This window comes from Klebsiella sp. 10982, assembly GCF_048589245.1.
Classification (GTDB): Bacteria; Pseudomonadota; Gammaproteobacteria; order Enterobacterales; family Enterobacteriaceae; genus Klebsiella; species Klebsiella quasivariicola.
The window spans coordinates 1-20,305 of record NZ_JBMAXV010000061.1; the positions used below are offsets into that span (position 1 = coordinate 1).

The following is a 20,305-nucleotide window of genomic DNA, read 5'->3' on the forward strand; positions in this document are numbered from 1 at the left end:
CAACGCGCCGTCATCCGGGATGACGTACAGATTAATCGTTCTGCGCGGTCTGGGCGCCGCCTTTCAGCATCGCCTCCGCCATCTGCGCTTCGCGCTGCTTTTTATAGCTCAGCGCCGAAGCCGGCACCGGCATCACCTTCCCGGTCTCGATCCACGTCCGCAAGCGGCTGGCGTCGGCGAAGTGGGTGTATTTCCCGAAAGCATCCATCACCACCAGCGCCACCGGGCGTTGGTTAATCACCGTGCGCATAATCAGGCAGTGGCCCGCGGCGTTGGTGAAGCCGGTTTTAGTCAGCTGAATATTCCAGTTATCGCGATACACCAGATGGTTGGTATTGCGGAACGGCAGGCTGTAGGCCGGATGGGCGAAGGTAGCGGTCTCTTCTTTGGTGGTGCTCAGCTGGCCGATCAGCGGATACTGCTCGCTGGCGATCAGCAGTTTAGTCAGATCGCGGGCGGTGGAGACGTTGTGTACCGACAGGCCGGTGGGCTCCACATAGCGGGTATGGGTCATACCCAGCGCCTGCGCTTTGGCGTTCATCGCACGGATAAAAGCGTCATAGCCGCCCGGGTAGTGATGCGCCAGGCTGGCCGCCGCGCGGTTCTCGGAAGACATCAGCGCCAGCAGCAGCATCGTGCGGCGGCTGATTTGGCTGTTGAGGCGCACCCGGGAGTAGATCCCCTTCATTTCCGGGGTATGGCTGATATCCACCGTTAGCATCTCATCCATCGGCAGATGGGCATCGAGCACCACCATGGCGGTCATCACTTTGGTGATCGACGCCATCGGGCGCACCAGATCCGGCTGGCTGGCGTAGATAACTTTTTTGGTGGCCAGATCGACGATCATGGCGCTGCCGGAGGCAATGTCGGGCTGCGAAGCGGCAACCGTCGTCGGGGTTTTTGCTAACGCCTGGGGCGCAAAAGGCACAGCCAGCAGCAAAGTCAGGCTGAGCAAAGAGACTCGAAATTTCGGCATCATGGGCATTCTGAAAAGTATTTTTGCACGTTATGGAACGTACGCCGCGAGGTTAAGTGGGCAACATCGCTGGCAAACGCCATCATACCGCGCCGTAAGGCCCTGTGCCTAATAAGAATCGTGAAGAAATGCTGCATTGCCGACACAAAATACATATTTGCCGGCAATGCATATTTACCCGAGCCGTCCGATCAGAAGAGTCGGTAGCCATACCCCCACAGCACCACGGTGATCGCCAGCAGAACTTCCAGCACCAGTACCCCAATGGCCAGCGTCGAACTGGCGAAGCTTAACCCCTCTTCCCGGTTAATGCTCAGGAAGGTCGGGATGCCAAGATAGAGCAGATAGCCAGTGTAAAACAACGCGATGGTACCGATCAGCGCGCACAGCCAGACCAGCGGATAGAGCGCCACGATCCCGCTCAGAAACAGCGGCGTGGCCACATAGCCGGCAAACACCATGCAGCGTTTCAGCGAAGGCTGTTGCGGATATTGTCTGGCCATCCACCAGATTACCCGCCCCATGATCGCCACCCCGGCCAGCATCACCGCGTAAAACAGTACCGCCAGCGCCAGCCCGGTCAACATCGACAGTTTAATCACCGTGCCATCGCCGAAGTTCCAGCCCAGCTGCGTGGTGCCGATAAAGGCGCAGACCACCGGAACCGCCGCCATCAGCAGCACATGATGCGTATAGTGATGAGAAATGGTTTCATTCTCGCTCTTAATCACGCTCATCTCCCGGTTGGGATGAGCGAAGAGCCCCCAGACATGGTTCATAGCGTCCCCCTTGTCACGGCTTCGTACAGCACTGATCCAAGTATAATTCAGCCTGTAGATTATTTTATGTACAGCACAAAAAATCTCCTTCGCCGCGTTTTGGTCAGCAGGGTGTATGATTAATAATGATGAAATAAGGAGATAAGCTGTTTATGGATATCAATCACCTGATTTCCCAGTATGGCTATGCGGCGCTGATCGTCGGCAGCATGGCGGAAGGTGAGACCATTACCCTGCTGGGCGGCGTCGCGGCGCATCAGGGGCTACTGAAGTTTCCCCTGGTGGTGATCGCCGTCGCCCTCGGCGGGATGATTGGCGATCAGCTGCTCTACCTGCTTGGCCGCCGCTTTGGCGGGCGCATTCTGCGCCGTTTCGCCAGCCAGAAGACGCGAATACGTAAAGCGCAGCGCATGATCCAGCACCGGCCGTGGCTGTTTGTCATTGGCTCACGCTTTATGTACGGCTTTAGAGTGATCGGCCCTCTGCTGATCGGCGCCAGCCGCCTGTCGCCACGGGTTTTCCTGCCGCTAAATATCCTCGGGGCGCTGGTATGGGCGCTGTTGTTTACCACCATTGGCTATCTCGGCGGCGAGGTGATCGGCCCGTGGCTACACCATCTGGATGCTCATCTGAAACACTGGATCTGGCTTATTCTGGCGGTGGTGGTGGTGGTGGCCGCCCACTGGTGGCTCAGGCGGCGCGAGGGGAAAAAGAAAGACTAAGCGGCGCGCCCGCGGGCGCGCCGTGGGTGGCAGTTACTTCACCGTCTGGTGGTAGCCGCCGCCGAGGGCCGAGGTCAGCTGAATGCTGGCGTCGAGCCACTGGCCGTGCAGGCGTAGCGCGGTAATCCGCTCCTGCAGCGCCGGCAGCTTAGCCATGCTTACCCGCGAGCCAGGGAGGATCCCCGCGTTCATCCGGGCCTGCGCCAGGTCCACCACCCGCTGGGCGTCTTTTTCAACCTGCTGCTGCTGCTGGCTTTTCGCCATTAATGTTTCGACCTGGCTGGCGGTTTTCGCCACCTGGTTGACGGCATCCACCACCGCTTTGTTGTACTGAGCGATCGACAGGCTGTTCTGCGCGCTGGCGATATTCAGATTGGCATTGAGGCGGCCGCTGTCAAAGATCGGCAGCGTCAGACCAGCGGTGACGCCCATCTGCTGTGCCGAGTGGCGGAACAGGTCGCTTAAGTGCAGGGCATCCTGCTGCAGGAACGCCATCAGATTGATGTCCGGATAAAACGCCGCTTTCGCTGCGTCCACTTCACTCAGCGACGCCTCAATGTACCAGTGGGCGACCTGCAGATCCGGGCGGCGCGCCAGCAGCTCATAGCCGAGAGTATCAGGCAACTGCGCGCTGACCGTCGGCAGGCCGGCGGGTTTGAGATTGAGCGACTGGCTCTGACTGTTGGTCAGGGCCATCAGCCGCGCTTCGATCTCTTTCATCGTGCCTGCTACGTCCGCCAGCTGCTGGTCAGTTTTGCTGACGTTAATATCGTTCTCTGCCCCTTCGGCAGAGTTAGTGATCCCACGCTGGAACAGCGCCTTATCGACCGTCACAATATTATTTTGCTCGCTCTTCACCTGCTGCAGCACCGCTTTGATCGCCGCTTCTGTCTGCCACTGCCAGTACAGACGCGCCACGCTGCCGGAAAGCAATTCGCGGGTCTGGGCCTGCTCGGCCACCTGGGCTTTCAGCTCGCCGATGCGCGCTTTAACCAGTGCGCGGTTTTTGCCCCACAGGTCCAGATCCCAGCCGGCGGTCAGGCCGAAGGTACCGTTGGTGTACCACGGGCCGGTGTTGCCGTCGGTGTCGGTGGCGAACGGCCCCATCAGGCCTTCGGCCGACATGCGCTGGCGTTCAACATCGGCGGAGAAATCCATCTCCGGGCCAAGATTGGCTTGCGACATTCTGGCCTGGGCTTCCGCCAGACGGATCCGCTGTTCGGCAATTTGCATATCCGGGGCGTTGGCTAACGCTCGCTGGATCAGATTATTGAGCTGTGGGTCGTGGTAGTCTTTCCACCACTCGGTTTGCGGCCAGCCATTTTTGACGGCGGCAGGGAGCTCCATCGACACGTGGGAAGCCGGAATTTGCTGCTGCGGCGGGTTAGCAATCTCATGAGATGGCGCGCAGCCAGCCAGCGCGATGGCCAGAGGCAATGCCGCCAGCACGCTTTTATTTAATATCAATTTCATTAGAGAGGTCAGATAACTTAATCAGGATAGTTATCATAAATTAATTGAATTTTACCCGTTTAGTAAAGCGTGTGACTAAATTATTAGTTTGCTAAAAATAAACAACCTTACAAATTCAAGGGATGAATATGAGCCAGAATATTTATGACGACCCGCAGTTTTTTGCCGGCTATGCGACCCTCGATCGCTCGGTGAAGGGGCTGGATGGCGCACCCGAGTGGTCATCCCTGCAGGCGATACTGCCGCCAGTAACCGGTTTACGAGTGATAGATCTCGGCTGTGGCTACGGCTGGTTTTGCCGCTGGGCACAACAGCAGGGAGCCCGCCAGATAACCGGTTTCGATATCTCCCAGCGCATGCTGGCGCAGGCGCGGGAGATGACCCGCAGGGATGAGATTGACTATCGCTGCGCCGATCTGCAAACCCTGACGCTGCCCGCCAACTGCTGCGATCTGGTTTACAGTTCGCTGGCGCTGCATTATTTACCGGACATTGCTCCGCTCTTTGCCACCCTGCATCGGGCGCTGGTTCCCGGCGGCACACTGGTCTTTTCCGCTGAACATCCCATCTATACCGCCCCCTTGCAGCAGGGCTGGCAGGTGGATGAGCAGGGACAGAAAAGCTGGCCGGTCAGTCACTATCAGCAGGAGGGTGAGCGCGTCAGCAACTGGTTTGCCGAGGGCGTCATCAAGCAGCATCGCAAGCTCGCAAGCTGGATAAACGCGCTTATCGCCGCGGGTTTTGTGCTGGAGCAGCTGGATGAATGGGGGCCCACCGCCGAACAGATTGCCGCCCAGCCCGCGCTGGAGGAGGAGAAAGAGCGCCCGATGATCTTTTTACTGCGCGCGCGCAAACCGGGCTAATCGCCCGCCCGGCGCTGGCCGGGCGGGTATTCTTTACGCTTTCAGGCTGGCGCCGCGGCTGGCAATCACGTCCTTATACCAGTCAAAACTCTTCTTCTTACTGCGCGCCAGGGTGCCGGTGCCGTCATCATGGCGATCGACATAGATAAAGCCGTAGCGCTTCGACAGCTCTGCCTTCGAGGCGCTCACCAGGTCAATCGGCCCCCAGCTGGTGAAGCCCATCAGCTCAACGCCATCGTCAATGGCTTCCCGCGCCTGCACCAGATGGTCGTTCAGGTAACTGATGCGGTAGTCATCGTGAATGCTGCCGTCGGCTTCCACCTTATCCTTGGCGCCCAGACCGTTTTCCACGATAAACAGCGGTTTCTGATAGCGATCCCACAGCACATTCAGCAGCGTGCGCAGACCGAGAGGATCTATCTGCCAGCCCCACTCCGAGCTCGCCAGATGCGGGTTCGGCACCATGCTGAGAATATTGCCGCGCGCCTGCTGGTTCAGCGCCTCGTCGGCGGTGACGCAGCCGGTCATGTAGTAGCTGAAAGAGATAAAGTCGACGGTGGTTTTCAGCGCTTCACGATCGGCGTCGGTGATGGTGAGCGTAATGCCGTTGTCGCGGAAATAGCGCTGCATATAGCCGGGATACGCGCCGCGTGCCTGCACGTCGCCAAAGAACTGCCAGCTGCGATTCTCCTGCAGCGTTTCAAACACATCCTCCGGTTTGCAGCTCAGGGGATACATCAGCCCGCCGAGCAGCATATTGCCGATTTTGCCCTCAGGCACCAGCTCGTGACAGGCTTTGACCGCCAGGGCGCTGGCCACCAGCTGGTGGTGAATCGCCTGATACACCTCGCCTTTGCTGCTGCCGGCCGGCAGACCGACCCCGGTCATGGGGGCATGCAGCGACATATTGATTTCGTTAAAGGTCAGCCACAGTTTGACCTTATTTTTATAACGGCTGAACACCGTCCGGGCGTAGCGCTCAAAGAAGCCAATCACTTCCCGGCTCCCCCAGCCGCCGTAGTTTTTCACCAGCGCCCACGGCATTTCGTAATGCGACAGCGTCACCAGCGGGGTGATGTTGTACTTCGCCATCTCGTCAAACAGCGTGTCGTAGAACGCGAGGCCGGCTTCGTTTGGTTCGGCGTCATCGCCGTTGGGGTAGATGCGGGTCCAGGCGATGGACACCCGCAGGCAGTTGAAGCCCATCTCAGCGAACAGGGCAATATCTTCCGGATAGCGATGGTAAAAATCGATCGCCACATCCTTAATCCCGTTGTCGCCGGGTACGCGCTCGACCACTTCGCCGAACACGCCGTGCGGCTGCACATCGGAGGTGGATAAGCCTTTGCCATCTTCCAGGTAAGCCCCTTCCACCTGATTCGCCGCAGTCGCGCCGCCCCATAAAAAATCCGCCGGGAATGTTTTCATCTCTCTCTCCTGTGATTAATGGCTGACTGACAACAGCGGCTGACCGGCTTCGACGGCGCTGGACGCCACCGTATCAATTTCCCGGTAGTCGTCGCTGTTGCTGATAATAATCGGGGTCGCCAGGTCGTAACCGGCGTCCAGAATCGCCTGACGATCGAACTCAATCAGCAGATCGCCCGCTTTAACTTTGTCGCCCTCTTTAACATGCGCGGTAAACGGCGCGCCATCGAGCTTAACGGTGTCGATGCCGACGTGGATCAGCAGCTCAATGCCGCTATCGCTCTGCAGGCCAATGGCATGTTTAGTCTGAAACAGGGAGGCCACTTCGCCCGAGAATGGCGCAATCACTTTGCCCACCGCCGGGATAATGGCAATCCCTTTACCGAGTAAGCCGCTGGCGAAGGTGCTGTCCGGCACTTGATCGAGGGCGATAACGCTACCGCTCATCGGCGCCAGAATGTCGTTTGCCGAGGCCGGGGCTACCGCTACGGCGCCCTGTGCAGCGCTGGCACGCGGCAGACCGGCGAAGAAGGTCAGCAAGCAGGCGAGCACGAAAGCCACGCCGGTGCCGATAAGCCCACCCCAGACGCTGGCGTCAATCCCGCCAGGCGGGATCATCTGCGCCGGGAAAAAGATATTCGGCACACCGAACGAGTAAGCATGGCTATTACTGAAGGCGGTGATCGCCCCGCCGATGGCGCCGGCGATACAGCCGAAGATAAACGGACGACGCAGCGGCAGGGTCAGGCCATAGATAGCCGGCTCGGTGATGCCAAACAGCCCGGCAGAGAAGGCCGACCCCGCCAGCACCCGCTGGCGCGCATCGCGGGTGGCCAGCAAAATCCCCAGAACCGCACCCACCTGGGCAATCACCGCCGGGAGGATAATGGGCAGCATGGAGTCGTGACCGAGCACCGTCATGTTATTGATCATCAACGGCACCAGCCCCCAGTGCAGGCCGAAAATCACGCACACCTGCCACATCGCGCCCAGTACCGCGCCCGCCAGCCATGGCGCAAACGCGTAGATAAACTGGTAGCCGTTGGCCAGCAGATGGCTGAGCCAGGTGGCGACCGGGCCAATCACCAGGAAGGTGAGCGGCACCACTACCGCCAGGCAAATCGCCGGGGTGAAGAAATTTTTCATCGATGACGGCAGCAGCGCGTTGCTCTTGCGCTCCAGCCAGCAGCAGACCCATGAGGCAAGAATAATCGGGATCACCGATGAGCTGTAGTTGATAAAGGTCACCGGGATGCCAAGAAAGTGCTCCACCGCCGCCCCCGGCGCCTGGCTGGCCTCAAAGGCCTGAATCATCAGCGGGTGGGTTAACGCCCCGCCAATCACCATCGAGATAAACGGGTTGCCGCCAAACTTTTTACCGGCGGTATAGCCAAGAAACAGCGGGAAGAAAAAGAACAGCGCGTCGCTGGCGGCAAACCAGATTTTATAGGTTCCCTGCTCCGGCATGAGCCAGCCGCAGGTCACCGCCAGCGCCAGCAGCCCTTTCAGCAGACCGGTCGCCGCCATAACGCCGATAAACGGTGTAAAAATGCCGGAAATGATGTCGATAAGCTGGCTTAACACCGACCCTTTTGCCGCTTTTTCCCCGGCAACCGGCTCGCTATCATCGCTCAATCCCGCCTCCTGACGCACCGCCTGCCAGACATCATGGACATGGTTGCCAATCACCACCTGAAACTGGCCGCCGCTCTCCACCACCATAATAACGCCCGGGTTGGCCTTCAGCCCTTCGGCATCGGCTTTACCGTTATCCTTTAGTTTAAAACGCAGACGTGTCGCACAGTGAACCAGACTCACAATGTTCTCTTTGCCGCCGACGCGGTTGAGAATATCCTGCGCGAGTGCTTTATATTCCATGCTCTTTTCCTTACTGCCGCTGCCCGCAGACAACCGGCGACTGAGTAGTAAAAAATAAAAAAACCCGAGAACCACGCCGGTGGGCGTCGCGCTCAGGTTTTGCCTGCATGATGCAGTAACAATCCAGTTTTATTGGGGGAGAATTAACGCCCCTCTTTTCTTACCCGTTCGATATGAATGGCAAGAAACATAATTTCTTCGGTGGTCAGCGCGCGCTGATACTGCTTTTGCAGATGCGTCGCCACCGTTTCCGCACATTTCCACGCTTTGGCGTAGTTATCTTTCACCGCGCTGTGCAACGAGAGGTCGTCATCTTCCACCACCGTGCGCGTCAGCATCCGCTGGGCGAAAAATTTCAGGTGGGTAACGAAACGCTGATAGCTTAGCGACTCTTCATCGTAATTCAGCTGCAGCTGATACTTCACCAGCTGCAGGATCTCCTGCATCACCCGGGTCACGTGCATGACCTCCGGCATTTCGCTGTTGAGCTGCGCCGTCACCAGATGCAGGGCGATAAATCCGGCTTCATCCTCCGCCAGCTCCACGCCAAGCCTTTTGGCAATAATGGCCCTTGCCTCCTGACCCAGCGCGAACTCCTTCGGATACAGCCGCTTGATCTCCCACAGCAGTACATTACGCAGCGCGACGCCGTTCTTCTGCCTCTCGATAGCAAAGTGACAGTGGTCGGTTAGCGTGATGTACACACTGTCCTGTAACTTACCCAGCCGCCCGCGGGCCAGCTCAATGATCCGGTCACAGGTGGTCATCACTTCTAACGGTATCTGACTAAGCAGCTCCCCTAAGCGACCAACCAGCTCATCGCTTTGTAAGGCGAAAACTTTTTCAATTTTACTGTCATCCAGCACGTCGCCCGGGCGTTTCTGAAAGGCCAGCCCTCGCCCCATCACCACCTGTTCGCGCCGGTGCTCGTCAAGAACCACCACCACATTGTTATTGAGTACTTTGGCGATTTGCATATAGACCCCAGAAACAAAAAAACCTGACCCCCGACGAAACGCCAGGTGATCAGGTTTTGCCTGCCGCAGCAGTTGCAATCCAACATCCGCACTGTAACAACTTCTGCTGCGCGCTCAACCTGACAAGTGAAAAAACGTGATTAAGATCGCGACTATCAGAAGGTCACGACGGTTTTCCACTCCACCACCCACGCGTCCTGGGTCTGCGCAACGCCGCCCGGACGGTGCCAGTACTGCAGGCCCGGCTGCAGCTCCAGCCAGGAGACCGGACGGAAGCGATAATAGAGCTCGCCGTTCAGCGAGTGGCCGGCCACCGGCTGATAAGCCGGATCGTTATAGTCGGTGGCGCCGCTGAGCTGGTTCATATAGCGCTGATTCCGCGCATAGTGGCTGCTCATGTCGATCCACGTCAGGCCGAAGCCAATCCAGTCCTCCGGACGGGCGTCAAACAGCCCGCGGTAGCGCATGGAGGCGGCGACGGCGGAGTGTATATAGTTACTGCGCTGGTCGCTGAGGCTGCCGCTCAGCGAGACGCTCATTCCCCGCAGCGGATCGTCGGCGTGACGGGTAATCTGCTGGTTGAGGCCGGCGTACATAAACCAGGTGCTGTCGTGCTCGGCATAGCCTTGCGGATCGGTCGCCCCGGCGCCGCCGGATTTGCCGCTGTAGAGATCGCTTTGCGGCGCGTTAGTCCAGACCACACCGAGGTTATAAGCCCCCGGCAGGCCATTAATCAGCGGACGGGTTTCGATCTCCATCGGCAGTAAAATGCCTTTGCTGCCCTTCGTCGACCAGCTCCAGGCGTGGCTGCGCGAGGCGGCCTGCGGATTCTGCTCCATCACCCCGCCTTTCAGAGTGACCGTCGGCGTCAGCTTGTACTCGAGAGTGGTCCCCCAGGTGTGGATATTCCAGTTATTCCAGGTCAGCGAGTTGGCCGATTTGCCGCCGCACTGGGTCAGCAGTTGAAAATCGCAGGGTATGATTTGGTCGAAGGTTTGCACCTTGTTCATCATGCCGATGCGCCAGGTCAGGCGACGGTCGTCAAAGCTGCGGGCAAAGGTCAGCCAGCCAAGACGGGTGACTGACCCGCCGCCCCAGCTCTCCTGCGACAGATCGTTGAAACTCACCCGCGGATCCTGCAGCCGTTTTGTAGTGAGGTTATCATCGTGGTTGCGGTTGACGATATTGCCTTCGAGTCGGGCGTCCGGTATGCCGGTCCAGCGCTCCAGATCCTGGGTAAAGGTCAGCGCCACCTGGTCAATATAGGCCAGGTGTTTATCATGGTCATAACCGCCGCCGGCGTTGTAGGCCATCTCATTCAGATAGCCGAGATTATAATGAAAGCCGTTCTCTTCGAGGATCGGACGAATGCCCAGCATATCGCCCAACAGCCCTTGCTGCCCGGCTTCGAACCCCAGCACGCTGCCGTTCCACGCCGGAGTTTCCGCGGCGCTCACGGCAGGCACCATTACCGCCAGCGCCGCGCCGATCAGAAGCTGATTTATTTTTTTGTTATGCATTGTGATATCCACCGTGACTGAATAAAAACAAAGGGGATCCCCAGGCTATTTATTTACCTGTTTTCTTTTTTAAAAAATGAATGACAAAGGGCGTCCGCCGGTAATAAAACCGCGACGATGCCAGAGGAAACGTTAATTACAACCTATTGTTTTACATAACCATTTTTTCACCATTGAATTTTAGCCAAAAAAAAACCTAAGCACTTTGCGCCACGAATGACGAAAGTGCTTAGGTTTTGCCTGGGTTCAGTAGCAATCCTGAATTGATTGACTGCACATTATCACTTTATTCAACTCATGCCTACCATCAATAGGCAGGTAAGTAATAATATGTGAAGCAAATAACAATATTTTAATAGCGGGCGATCGCCGCCGCTATTTCAGCTGAGGTTTGCAGAGCGCGAATTTCATTAAACAGGGTCAGCGCCTCGGTATATTCCTTGCGTAAATAGCCTAACCACTGCTTAATTCTCGCCACATGATACAGACCGGTGTCGCCCTGCTTTTCCAGGCGGGTATATTTTTGCAACAGCTGAACCACCTGCGGCCACGGCATGCGCGGTTCGTTGTATTTGATCACCCGGCTAAGATTCGGCACGTTAAGCGCCCCGCGGCCAATCATCACCGAATCGCAGCCGGTGGCGGCCATGCACTCCTGGGCGCTTTGCCAGTCCCAGATTTCACCGTTGGCGACCACCGGGATGGTCAGGCGCTGGCGGATCTCGCCGATCGCCTGCCAGTTGATGCGTTCAGCTTTGTAGCCATCCTCTTTGGTGCGGCCATGCACCACCAGCTCGCTGGCGCCCGCCTGCTGTACCGCGTCGGCGATTTCAAAGCGCCGTTCGCCGCTGTCCCAGCCGAGACGAACTTTCACCGTCACCGGCAGATGATCGGGCACCGCTTCGCGCATGGCTTTCGCCCCGCGATAAATAAGCTCGGGATCTTTCAATAACGTCGCCCCGCCGCCGCTGCCGTTCACCAGCTTCGACGGACAGCCGCAGTTTAAATCCACGCCCCACGAACCCAGCGCCACCGCGCGGGCGGCATTTTCCGCCAGCCACTCGGGATATTGTCCCAGCAGCTGGACGCGCACGCGGGTGCCGGATGGGGTGCGGCTGTGGTGGTGCAGCTCCGGGCACAGCCTGTAGAACGATTTTACCGGCAGCAGCTGGTCCACCACGCGCAGAAATTCGGTGATGCACAGATCGTAATCGTTAACCTCGGTCAGCAGCTCGCGCACCAGCGAATCGAGCACGCCTTCCATCGGCGCCAGTAATACACGCATATCGTTACCCGGAAAAAAAAGAGGCGCTATGGTAGCGCCTCTGTGCGTCGGTTGAAAGATCTCAATGCAGAGCCTCAGCGCGGTTCGAGGCAGTTGTCTTCTTTCCAGCCGTACAGCCATTCCATGCCACGATAGAACTCCTGCTGGCTCTTGCCCTTCCACAGCAGATTACGCACCTGCCGCTCGACGCCCGCGGCGTGATAAATCCGCCCCATTTCACGGGTCGACCAGACAATCCGCGCGGTACGCGGAATACGTACCGACTCATACAGCGCGAAGGCGCGGGCAGCGTCGCCGTCGCACTGCTGCAGCGCTTTACCGATCGTGACCGCATCCTCAAGCGCCATGCAGGCACCCTGCGCCATATATTGCGCCACCGGATGGGCAGCATCCCCAACCAGGGTAATGCGATCGTTGCCCCACTTTGCAACCGGCTCGCGGTCGGCGGTAGACCAGCGCCGCCAGGACGTTGGCTTGTCGAGCATCTGCCGCGGCCGCGGATGAATCCCTTTAAAGTAAGAGAGCACCTCTTCCTTGCTGCCGTCGCGCACGCCCCACTCTTCGCTTTCACGGCTATGGAAGGTAACCACCAGGTTGTACTGTTTGCCGCCGCGCAGCGGATAGTGCACCAGATGACAGTGCGGCCCGGCCCACAGCACCGGCGCGTTAATCCGCAGGTCTTCAGGCATGTCAGCCGCTTCCACCACCGCGCGGTACACCACGTGGCCGGTGACCCGCGGCGCATCGCCGAGCAGACTCTGGCGCACCACTGACTTCACGCCGTCGCAGCCCAGCAGGATATCGGCGGTCCAGCTATTACCTTTGTCATCAAAGACCGTCACGTCATCGGCGGTCTGGCGGATATCCACCACCTGAGTCGACGTCCGGTAGTCCACACCGGGATGGGTCAGCGCGGCTTCCCACACGGTGGCGTGAATGTCCACCCGATGGATCACCGCATACGGGCCGCCGAAATGGTCGCGGAAGGCCTGGCCGGTCTCGATACGCACCACCTCTTCCCCATTCACCGCATCCATCATCGTGATATGGTCGGTAAATACCGCCCGCTGGCGCGCCACTTCGCCGACGCCCAGGCTATCCAGCGCCGAAAACGCATTCGGCCCCAGCTGGATACCCGCGCCGATTTCACCGATTTCATGCGCCTTTTCCAGCAGCATCACGTTGATCCCCTGGCGCGCCAGGGAGAGCGCCGTCGCCGCGCCGCCAATGCCGCCGCCGACGATAATTGCTCGCGTCACTTTCGCCATCTTCCCTCCTCCCTAGGCCGGAATTTTGTCTTGTTGATTTTCCGGCGCGGCGGCGATAAACGCCGGTAGCCGGGTACAGGCGTCGTAAACCGCCTGGCAGCGCGGATAATGGCTCAGATCGCACCCCATCCGCTGCGCGTTAGCCCACTGCGGCACCAGGCAGCAGTCGGCGAGCGTCGGCGTATTACCGACGCAGTAATCGCCAGATTTCGCCTGGCGCAGCAACTGCTCCAGCGCACTCAACCCCTGCTGGATCCAGTGGGCGTACCAGCGCTGTTTCTCCTCTTCGCTGACCTTCAGCTCGTCGCTCAGGTAGCGCAAAACCCGCATGTTATTAATCGGATGAATATCGCAGGCGATGGCGTAGACCATCTCCAGCACCCGCATCCGCGCCGGATCCTCCTGCGGCAGTAGCGGCATTTGCGGATAGTGGCGGTCGAGCCAGTCGATTATCGCCAGCGACTGGCCCAGCGATTCACCCTCATCGGTGATAAGCGTCGGCACCAGCCCCACCGGATTGAGCCGCCGGTACTCCAGCGCATTCTGCGCCCCGATGCGGATATTGACCCCAACGGCCTGATAATCAATTCCCTTCAGCGCCAGCGCAATGCGCACCCGGTAGGAGGCCGAGCTGTTAAAAAAACTGTACAGCTTCATCGCTCACCTCACACCACGCGAACGGCAACAGGCGTCAGTCCGTCAACGTTGCCGGTGATCACATCGCCCTTCACTACCGCGCCAACGCCTTCCGGGGTGCCAGTGAAAATGAGATCCCCTGGCTGCAGTTCGAAAAAGCCCGAGAGATAGCTGATGGTTTCATTCACCGACCAGATCAGATGGCGAATATCGCTGCGCTGATGATCCTCGCCATTCACCTGCAGCCAGATCCCGGCCTGAGTGACATTGTGGACATCGGCGGCTTTATGCAGTGGCGCGATGGGAGCGGAAAGATCGAAGGCTTTGCCAATTTCCCACGGGCGCCCCATCTGGCGCATCTCCATCTGGCGGTCGCGACGGGTCATATCGAGACCCGTGGCGTAGCCCCAGATATACTCCTGCGCCTGCTCCAGTGGAATATCGCGCCCCTGCTTACCAATCGCCACCACCAGCTCAATTTCGTAATGATAGTTGTCGGTCTGCGCCGGATACGGTAAATCCAGCGTTTCGCCTGCCGCCACCGGTACGACCGCATCGGCCGGTTTGCAAAAGAAGAACGGCGGCTCGCGATCGGGATCGAAGCCCATTTCCCGGGCGTGAGCGGCATAGTTACGGCCAACGCAGTACACGCGGCGTACCGGGAACTGCTCATCGCTGCCAACAACGGGGATGCTAATCGGCGCCTGGGGTGCAAAAACGTATTGAGTCATGATGGTTTTCCTTATTATTAATAACGCGCTTCGCGGAACAGGCCTAAAGCCTCCTGTACCGGACGGTCCGAGAAGCTGAATAACACGCACTCTTCGCTGGCGTTGAACGACACGCCGTGCCAGGTCGGCACCACGAAGATATCTTTCGCCTGGAAGATGAAGGTTTGTTCGCCAATCGTCACCTGACCGCAGCCTTCCACCACGTGGTAGATGGTGCTGTCGGTGGTTTTCGCCACCCGCGAGTGGAACCCTTTCGGCAACAGTTGCAGGAAAGCGCCCATCGAGGGCATCGGATAGCCGCCGGTGACCGGGTTGACGTAGCGCATCTTGTAGCCGTCCCACTCGTCGGCCTCGCCGAAGCGGGTCAGGTCGTGCAGCGCCTCGCGGCTGCGGTCGTAGCGGTAGTTAAAAATCGGCGAGGAATTTCCCACCTGATGGCGCAGCGGCAGCATGTTGGCCGCGTAGCGCGGCAGGTAATCGCCCTCCTGACGGGTGACCGGCTGCTGCTCCTGCGGATAATCCTCCGCAAAACCGCAGCCGAGATAGTTGACCAGCGGTAAATCGAGACCATCCAGCCAGATAACCGGTTCCTCCCCCGGATTGCCGTGGTCATGCCAGCGCCACTGCGGCGTGAGAATAAAATCGCCAGGGCTCATGGCCGTGCGCTCGCCGTCGACGGCAGTAAACGCGCCATGGCCTTCCACGACAAAGCGCAGCGCCGACTGGTTATGACGGTGGCTCGGCGCCACCTCACCGGGCATGATCAGCTGCAGGCCGGCATACAGTGATGAGGTAATAGACGACTGGCCGCGCAGCTGCGGGTTCTCCAGCACCAGTACCCGGCGCACCGCTTCTTTGGCGCCGATGAGCTGCCCGCTCTCCAGTAGCAACGGGCGAATTTCCTGGTAGTTCCAGTACGCCGGGGCGCAGTTGGCATTCGGCGTTTGCGGCACCAGATGGTGCAGCGATTCCCACAGCGGGGTCAGATTCTGCCCGGAAATCTGGTGATAGAACTGCTGGCGATCGCGGCTCGCCTCGGTGGTGAATGATGTCATTATTCTTCTCCTTACTTATTCACGATGCCGGTGGAGGGCAGCGCGTCGGGTACCGATCCAGAGTGGCGGACCGCCAGCGTCAGCAGGATAAGCATCCCCGCGCTGACCGCAGCCGGAACCGCAATAACGTAAAACAACGTACTGAAAGAGAGATTCATCGCCATCATCATGCCGCCGGAGAGCGAGCCGACGATGGCGCCGCAGCGGCCGACGGCATTAGACCAGCTGACGCCGGTGGCGCGACTTTGGGTGGGATAGAGCGTGGCGGTTAGCGCATTAAGCCCCACCTGTGAACCGCTGACGCCGATGCCGGTACCGAAGATCGCCAGCGCCATCAGCCAGAGTCCGTTTTCGCTTAAACCAATCATCACGATGCTCAGCGCGCCCAGACAGTAGCTCAGCGCCAGCACACGGAAGGGATTAAAGCGGTCCATCAGGACGCCGAGCAGTAAAGCACCCATCGTGCCGCCGATCTGAAACGCGGCGGTGACCCACGAGGCATGCTGGAGATCTATCCCGCGATGGTTAAGCAGCGTCGGCATCCAGCTGGAGAGCAAATAGATAATCAGCAGGCTCATAAAGAACACCACCCAGAGCATCAGGGTGATCGCCAGCTGGCGGCCGACAAACAGCTGGCCAATGCTGCCTTTCGGCCCGGCCGCCGGTTCATCCAGCCAGAAATGGGTATCGGGGTAGCGCTCGCCGGTGATAGCGCTGACCGTTCTGGCGATGGTCGCCTGCGGCAGTCCGCGGCGCACCTGCCAGCGAGGCGATTCCGGCAGCACCCACAGCAGCGCGACAGCCAGCAGCAGCGGCAGGATCCCGCCCAGCGCCAGAATGCCGTGCCAGCCGATATGCGCCACCAGCTGCGCGCTGACCACGCCGCCCAGCGCCGAGCCAAGCGTGAAACCGCAGAACATCAGGGTCACTAACGCCCCGCGGCGGCGGGCGGGCAGATATTCCGAGGTCATGGTAATGGTGTTGGGCATCGCCCCGCCCAATCCCAGACCGGTGAGAAAACGCAGGATCACCAGCATTTCAAGATTCGTCGAGAACGCGGAGAGCAGGCTAAATAAGCCAAACAACGCGACGCAGAACTCAATCACCCGTTTTCGGCCAAAGCGGTCGGAAAGCGGGCCGCAGAGCAGCGCCCCGGCGGTCAATCCCAATAGTCCGGCGCCAAACAGCGGCGCGAGTTCGCTGGCGCTCAGTTGCCAGTGAACGCGGATATCGGGGGCGATAAAACCAATGGCGGCGGTGTCGAAACCATCAAGCATCACCACCAGAAAACAGCAGATAATCACACGCCACTGCAGGGCGCCAACCGGCGCTGCGTTGAGTAAGGTCTGTAGTTCACGTCGTTGAGCCATAATGATGCCTCAGTGCAGGTCAGGGTAGATGTTGTATTTATTTCTTTTATGTTGCGATTTTGTAATCATGGCGATGAAATGTACAATGGCTTTTCGGGCGCAGACATAACCTGGAGGTTATCGACTGATGGCGAACTGGACGCAAAAACTGAAGCTGCAGCATCTGAAAATGCTGGTGGCGCTGGGTGAGCAAGGCAACCTGACCCAGGTGGCGAAAATGATGAATATTACCCAGCCCGCGCTCTCCAAATGGCTGACGCAGTTTGAAGATGAGGTAGGCATGCCGCTCTTTGAGCGCCACAGTAAGGGACTGCGCCCTTCGGAAGGGGGGAAACTGCTGATCCAGCACGCCCAGCGGCTGATCAACGACATGTCGCGATCGCAGTATGAGATTGAGCGCTTTAAGCAAGGCGGTCTGGTCGGCAGCCTGATGATCGGCTGCTCACCGGTGGCGACAGACTGCGTGGCGCAGGCGATCCTCGCCCTGCTCAACGAGATGCCGACCCTGCATCTGAATATTGAAGAGAAAGTGATGACCCCACTGCTGCACGATCTGCTCTCCGGGGTGGTGGATGTGGTCGTGGGCCGGGTCGGTGGACGCGCGCTCGAACTGCCGCTCAACTATCGGGTGCTGTATACCGAACCGGTCTGTTTTGTCGCCCGTCCCGACCATCCGTTAGCCAGCCGGGCGCACCTGAGCTGGGCGGATCTCGCCGCCTGGCGCTGGATTGTCTGGCCCACCGGCACCCCCATTCGCCAGAGTATTGATAACGCGCTGGTGGATAACGGCGTGATGCTCCCGGAGAACACCATTGAGTCGGCCTCGATGAACGTCACCAGCAATTTGCTGCAAAGCAGCGATATGATCTCTATTCTTTCCTTGCGGCTGGCGCAGCATTACGCCGAACATCGCCAGCTGGCGATTCTTAATTTGCCGCGTATAGAGCAAAAAGGTAGCGTTGGGGTGTTCTGGCGCAAAAGCGAAGTGCCCTCCCAGGCCCTCGCCCGCTTTCTGCACTATCTCGCCGCCTAGCGTGCTCGCCGAATAACCGGTCGGTTCCTGTTGTCTATGTCCGGGATGCGCAGAATTCATGATGTGATCGGTAGCACATTTTAGGGATTAATTGTATGATGAATGCAGTTCATCAAGGGTTAATACCATGAGTAAATCGCTGACTATTATCTGGCAGTACCTGCGGGCCTTCGTCCTGATTTACGCCTGCTTATACGCCGGAATATTTATCGCCGGGCTGCTGCCCATCACTATCCCCGGCAGCATCATTGGCATGCTGATCCTCTTCGTGCTGCTGGCGCTGCAAATTATGCCGCCGCAGTGGGTCAATCCTGGCTGCAATATCCTCATCCGCTATATGGCGCTGCTGTTCGTCCCCATCGGCGTCGGCGTGATGCAGTACTGGGATCTGCTGCGCGCTCAGCTGGGGCCGGTCGTTATCTCCTGCGCCATCAGCACCCTGGTGGTGTTTGTGGTGGTGAGCTGGAGCTCTCACCTGGTGCATGGCGAACGTAAAGTGATTGGGCAAAAGGAAAAGAAAAATGATGCATGAAATCTGGTGGTCGCTGCCGCTAACCCTGATCGTCTTTTTCCTCGCCCGCAAACTGGCGGCCCGCTTTAAGTTCCCGCTGCTCAACCCGCTGCTGGTGGCGATGGTGGTGATAATTCCGTTTCTGCTGCTGACCGGGATCTCCTATGAGCGTTATTTTGCCGGCAGCAAAGTTCTCAACGATCTGCTGCAGCCGGCGGTGGTCGCGCTGGCCTTTCCGCTGTATGAACAGCTGCACCAGATCCGCGCGCGCTGGAAATCAATCATCACGATCTGCTTTATCGGCAGCTGCGTGGCGATGATAACCGGTACCACCGTCGCCTTGCTGATGGGCGCCACACCGCAAATTGCCGCCTCTATTCTGCCTAAGTCAGTCACAACGCCGATTGCCATGGCGGTCAGCGGCAGTATCGGCGGCATTCCGGCCATCAGCGCCGTGTGCGTAATTTTTGTCGGCATCCTCGGGGCGGTGTTTGGTCACACGCTGCTTAACCTGATGCGCATTCGCACCAAAGCGTCGCGCGGCCTGTCGATGGGCACCGCCTCGCACGCCCTCGGCACCGCCCGCTGTGCGGAACTGGACTATCAGGAAGGGGCTTTCAGCTCTCTGGCGCTGGTGCTGTGCGGGATCATCACCTCCCTGCTGGCGCCGTTTTTATTTCCGCTCATTCTCGCAGTAGTGGGTTAAAAATGTGATATAAATCACATTTATTAGTGCAACAAATTAAAGTTGCACGAACAATGAGATGTAAATCACACCAGAACTCCCTGGACGCCCGTACACTGGCTTCCCATTACATTGTTATGAGGCAACGCTATGCACTCACGTTTTCAAGCTGCTTTGACGACTCTGGCAGCAGACCTGCAGGCGGCCATCGCCCCGATGCTCGCCGACCCGCACTTCCCGGCGCTGCTTGAAGCCGAACAGGTGGCGACGCTGCAACATGCGACAGGTCTGGACGAAGACGCGCTGGCCTTTGCGCTACTGCCGCTTGCCGCGGCCTGCGCGCGCGCCGACCTTTCTCATTTTAACGTCGGGGCTATCGCCCGCGGCGTCAGCGGTCGCTGGTACTTCGGCGGCAACATGGAGTTTACTGGCGCCACCATGCAGCAGACCGTTCACGCCGAGCAGAGCGCCATCAGCCACGCCTGGCTGCGCGGCGAGACCTCCCTGCGCGCTATTACGGTGAACTACACGCCGTGCGGCCATTGCCGTCAGTTTATGAACGAACTGAACAGCGGACTGGCGCTGCGCATTCATCTGCCGGGCCGCGAAGCGCATGCCCTGGAGCACTATCTGCCGGACGCCTTTGGTCCGAAAGATCTGGAGATCAAAACCCTGCTGATGGATGCACAGGACCATGGCTTCCCGGTGAGCGGCGATGCCCTGACCCAGGCAGCCATTCAGGCCGCCAACCGCTGCCATGCGCCCTACAGCCACTCGCCCTCCGGCGTGGCGCTGGAGCTGAAAGACGGCACCATTTTCAGCGGCAGCTATGCGGAAAACGCGGCGTTCAATCCGACGCTGCCGCCGCTGCAGGGGGCGCTGAATCTCCTGAGCCTCAACGGCTATGATTATCCCGCTATCCAGCGGGCAATCCTCGCGGAGAAAGCCGACGCGGCGCTGATCCAGTGGGATGCCACCGTCGCCACCCTGAAGGCGCTGGGCTGCCAGAATATCGAGCGCGTCCTGTTAGGTTGATCAGCCTGAGCAGATTGCCGGATGACGGTTTCGCCTTATCCGGCCGACCTGATATACCGTCGACCTGATATACCGAG

18 protein-coding genes and 1 pseudogene are annotated in these 20,305 nt (G+C 58.8%); 6 read left to right on the forward strand and 13 right to left on the reverse strand.

What is annotated here, in order from left to right; genetic code table 11:
* Nucleotides 1–31 precede the first annotated feature (31 nt).
* Both pbpG and ACKLKD_RS25825 read right to left on the reverse strand, forming a co-directional pair.
* Nucleotides 32–982: a D-alanyl-D-alanine endopeptidase gene (pbpG, locus tag ACKLKD_RS25820; RefSeq protein WP_025713951.1), complete on the reverse strand. Its 951-nt coding sequence runs from the start codon at nt 980–982 to the stop codon at nt 32–34.
* 188 nt (nt 983–1,170) lie between these two features.
* Nucleotides 1,171–1,758 carry a Yip1 family protein gene (locus ACKLKD_RS25825; RefSeq protein ID WP_008804043.1) on the reverse strand — a complete coding sequence of 196 codons (588 nt, stop codon included), beginning with the start codon at nt 1,756–1,758 and terminating at the stop codon, nt 1,171–1,173.
* 152 nt (nt 1,759–1,910) lie between these two features.
* Here ACKLKD_RS25825 and ACKLKD_RS25830 point away from each other — a divergent pair, with 152 nt between their 5' ends.
* Entirely contained in the window at nt 1,911–2,480 is a 570-nt protein-coding gene (locus tag ACKLKD_RS25830) for a DedA family protein (RefSeq protein WP_025713952.1), read from the forward strand.
* Between the two features lie 33 nt (nt 2,481–2,513).
* On the opposite strand, the gene mdtQ is transcribed toward ACKLKD_RS25830, so the two are convergent.
* Nucleotides 2,514–3,953 carry a multidrug resistance outer membrane protein MdtQ gene (gene mdtQ / locus ACKLKD_RS25835; protein ID WP_087806250.1) on the reverse strand — a complete coding sequence of 480 codons (1,440 nt, stop codon included), beginning with the start codon at nt 3,951–3,953 and terminating at the stop codon, nt 2,514–2,516.
* 128 nt (nt 3,954–4,081) lie between these two features.
* On the opposite strand from mdtQ, the gene ACKLKD_RS25840 reads away from it, so the two are divergent.
* On the forward strand, nt 4,082–4,816 hold the full coding sequence (locus ACKLKD_RS25840) for a class I SAM-dependent methyltransferase (RefSeq protein ID WP_025713954.1): 735 nt from the start codon (nt 4,082–4,084) through the stop codon (nt 4,814–4,816).
* Between the two features lie 33 nt (nt 4,817–4,849).
* Here the strand turns inward: ACKLKD_RS25840 and ACKLKD_RS25845 are convergent, their stop codons facing one another.
* From ACKLKD_RS25845 to ACKLKD_RS25890, 10 genes and pseudogenes are all read right to left on the reverse strand, one after another.
* Nucleotides 4,850–6,244: a glycoside hydrolase family 1 protein gene (locus ACKLKD_RS25845; RefSeq protein WP_025713955.1), complete on the reverse strand. Its 1,395-nt coding sequence runs from the start codon at nt 6,242–6,244 to the stop codon at nt 4,850–4,852.
* 15 nt (nt 6,245–6,259) lie between these two features.
* Nucleotides 6,260–8,234 (reverse strand): annotated as a pseudogene (gene bglF, locus ACKLKD_RS25850) (PTS beta-glucoside transporter subunit IIABC).
* Between the two features lie 31 nt (nt 8,235–8,265).
* Nucleotides 8,266–9,099, reverse strand: coding sequence for a transcriptional antiterminator BglG (gene bglG / locus ACKLKD_RS25855; RefSeq protein ID WP_080925013.1), 834 nt, complete (start codon nt 9,097–9,099; stop codon nt 8,266–8,268).
* 155 nt (nt 9,100–9,254) lie between these two features.
* Entirely contained in the window at nt 9,255–10,619 is a 1,365-nt protein-coding gene (locus ACKLKD_RS25860; RefSeq protein ID WP_080898057.1) for a carbohydrate porin, read from the reverse strand.
* A 352-nt stretch (nt 10,620–10,971) separates the two neighbouring features.
* On the reverse strand, nt 10,972–11,904 hold the full coding sequence (gene dusC / locus ACKLKD_RS25865) for a tRNA dihydrouridine(16) synthase DusC (protein ID WP_080925014.1): 933 nt from the start codon (nt 11,902–11,904) through the stop codon (nt 10,972–10,974).
* A gap of 74 nt (nt 11,905–11,978) precedes the next feature.
* Entirely contained in the window at nt 11,979–13,172 is a 1,194-nt protein-coding gene (locus tag ACKLKD_RS25870; protein WP_080898059.1) for a 3-hydroxybenzoate 6-monooxygenase, read from the reverse strand.
* Nucleotides 13,173–13,184: 12 nt separating this feature from the next.
* The gene (maiA, locus tag ACKLKD_RS25875; RefSeq protein WP_025713962.1) at nt 13,185–13,829 is read right to left on the reverse strand and encodes a maleylacetoacetate isomerase; all 645 of its coding nucleotides are present in this window, start codon (nt 13,827–13,829) and stop codon (nt 13,185–13,187) included.
* Between the two features lie 8 nt (nt 13,830–13,837).
* A complete protein-coding gene (locus ACKLKD_RS25880) occupies nt 13,838–14,539 on the reverse strand; it encodes a fumarylacetoacetate hydrolase family protein (protein ID WP_080898060.1) in 702 nt (233 codons plus the stop codon).
* Nucleotides 14,540–14,556: 17 nt separating this feature from the next.
* Nucleotides 14,557–15,594: a gentisate 1,2-dioxygenase gene (gtdA, locus tag ACKLKD_RS25885; RefSeq protein WP_080898061.1), complete on the reverse strand. Its 1,038-nt coding sequence runs from the start codon at nt 15,592–15,594 to the stop codon at nt 14,557–14,559.
* 11 nt (nt 15,595–15,605) lie between these two features.
* Entirely contained in the window at nt 15,606–16,964 is a 1,359-nt protein-coding gene (locus tag ACKLKD_RS25890; RefSeq protein WP_080898062.1) for an MFS transporter, read from the reverse strand.
* 127 nt (nt 16,965–17,091) lie between these two features.
* Here ACKLKD_RS25890 and ACKLKD_RS25895 point away from each other — a divergent pair, with 127 nt between their 5' ends.
* From ACKLKD_RS25895 to cdd, 4 genes are all read left to right on the forward strand, one after another.
* Complete coding sequence (locus ACKLKD_RS25895; RefSeq protein WP_025713966.1) at nt 17,092–17,997, forward strand: LysR substrate-binding domain-containing protein; 906 nt, start codon at nt 17,092–17,094, stop codon at nt 17,995–17,997.
* Nucleotides 17,998–18,124: 127 nt separating this feature from the next.
* Complete coding sequence (locus ACKLKD_RS25900) at nt 18,125–18,529, forward strand: CidA/LrgA family protein (protein WP_004201620.1); 405 nt, start codon at nt 18,125–18,127, stop codon at nt 18,527–18,529.
* Nucleotides 18,519–19,214 carry a CidB/LrgB family autolysis modulator gene (locus ACKLKD_RS25905; RefSeq protein ID WP_025713967.1) on the forward strand — a complete coding sequence of 232 codons (696 nt, stop codon included), beginning with the start codon at nt 18,519–18,521 and terminating at the stop codon, nt 19,212–19,214. Before ACKLKD_RS25900 ends, ACKLKD_RS25905 begins: the two co-directional genes overlap by 11 nt.
* A gap of 129 nt (nt 19,215–19,343) precedes the next feature.
* On the forward strand, nt 19,344–20,228 hold the full coding sequence (gene cdd / locus ACKLKD_RS25910; RefSeq protein WP_087806252.1) for a cytidine deaminase: 885 nt from the start codon (nt 19,344–19,346) through the stop codon (nt 20,226–20,228).
* Nucleotides 20,229–20,305 lie beyond the last annotated feature (77 nt).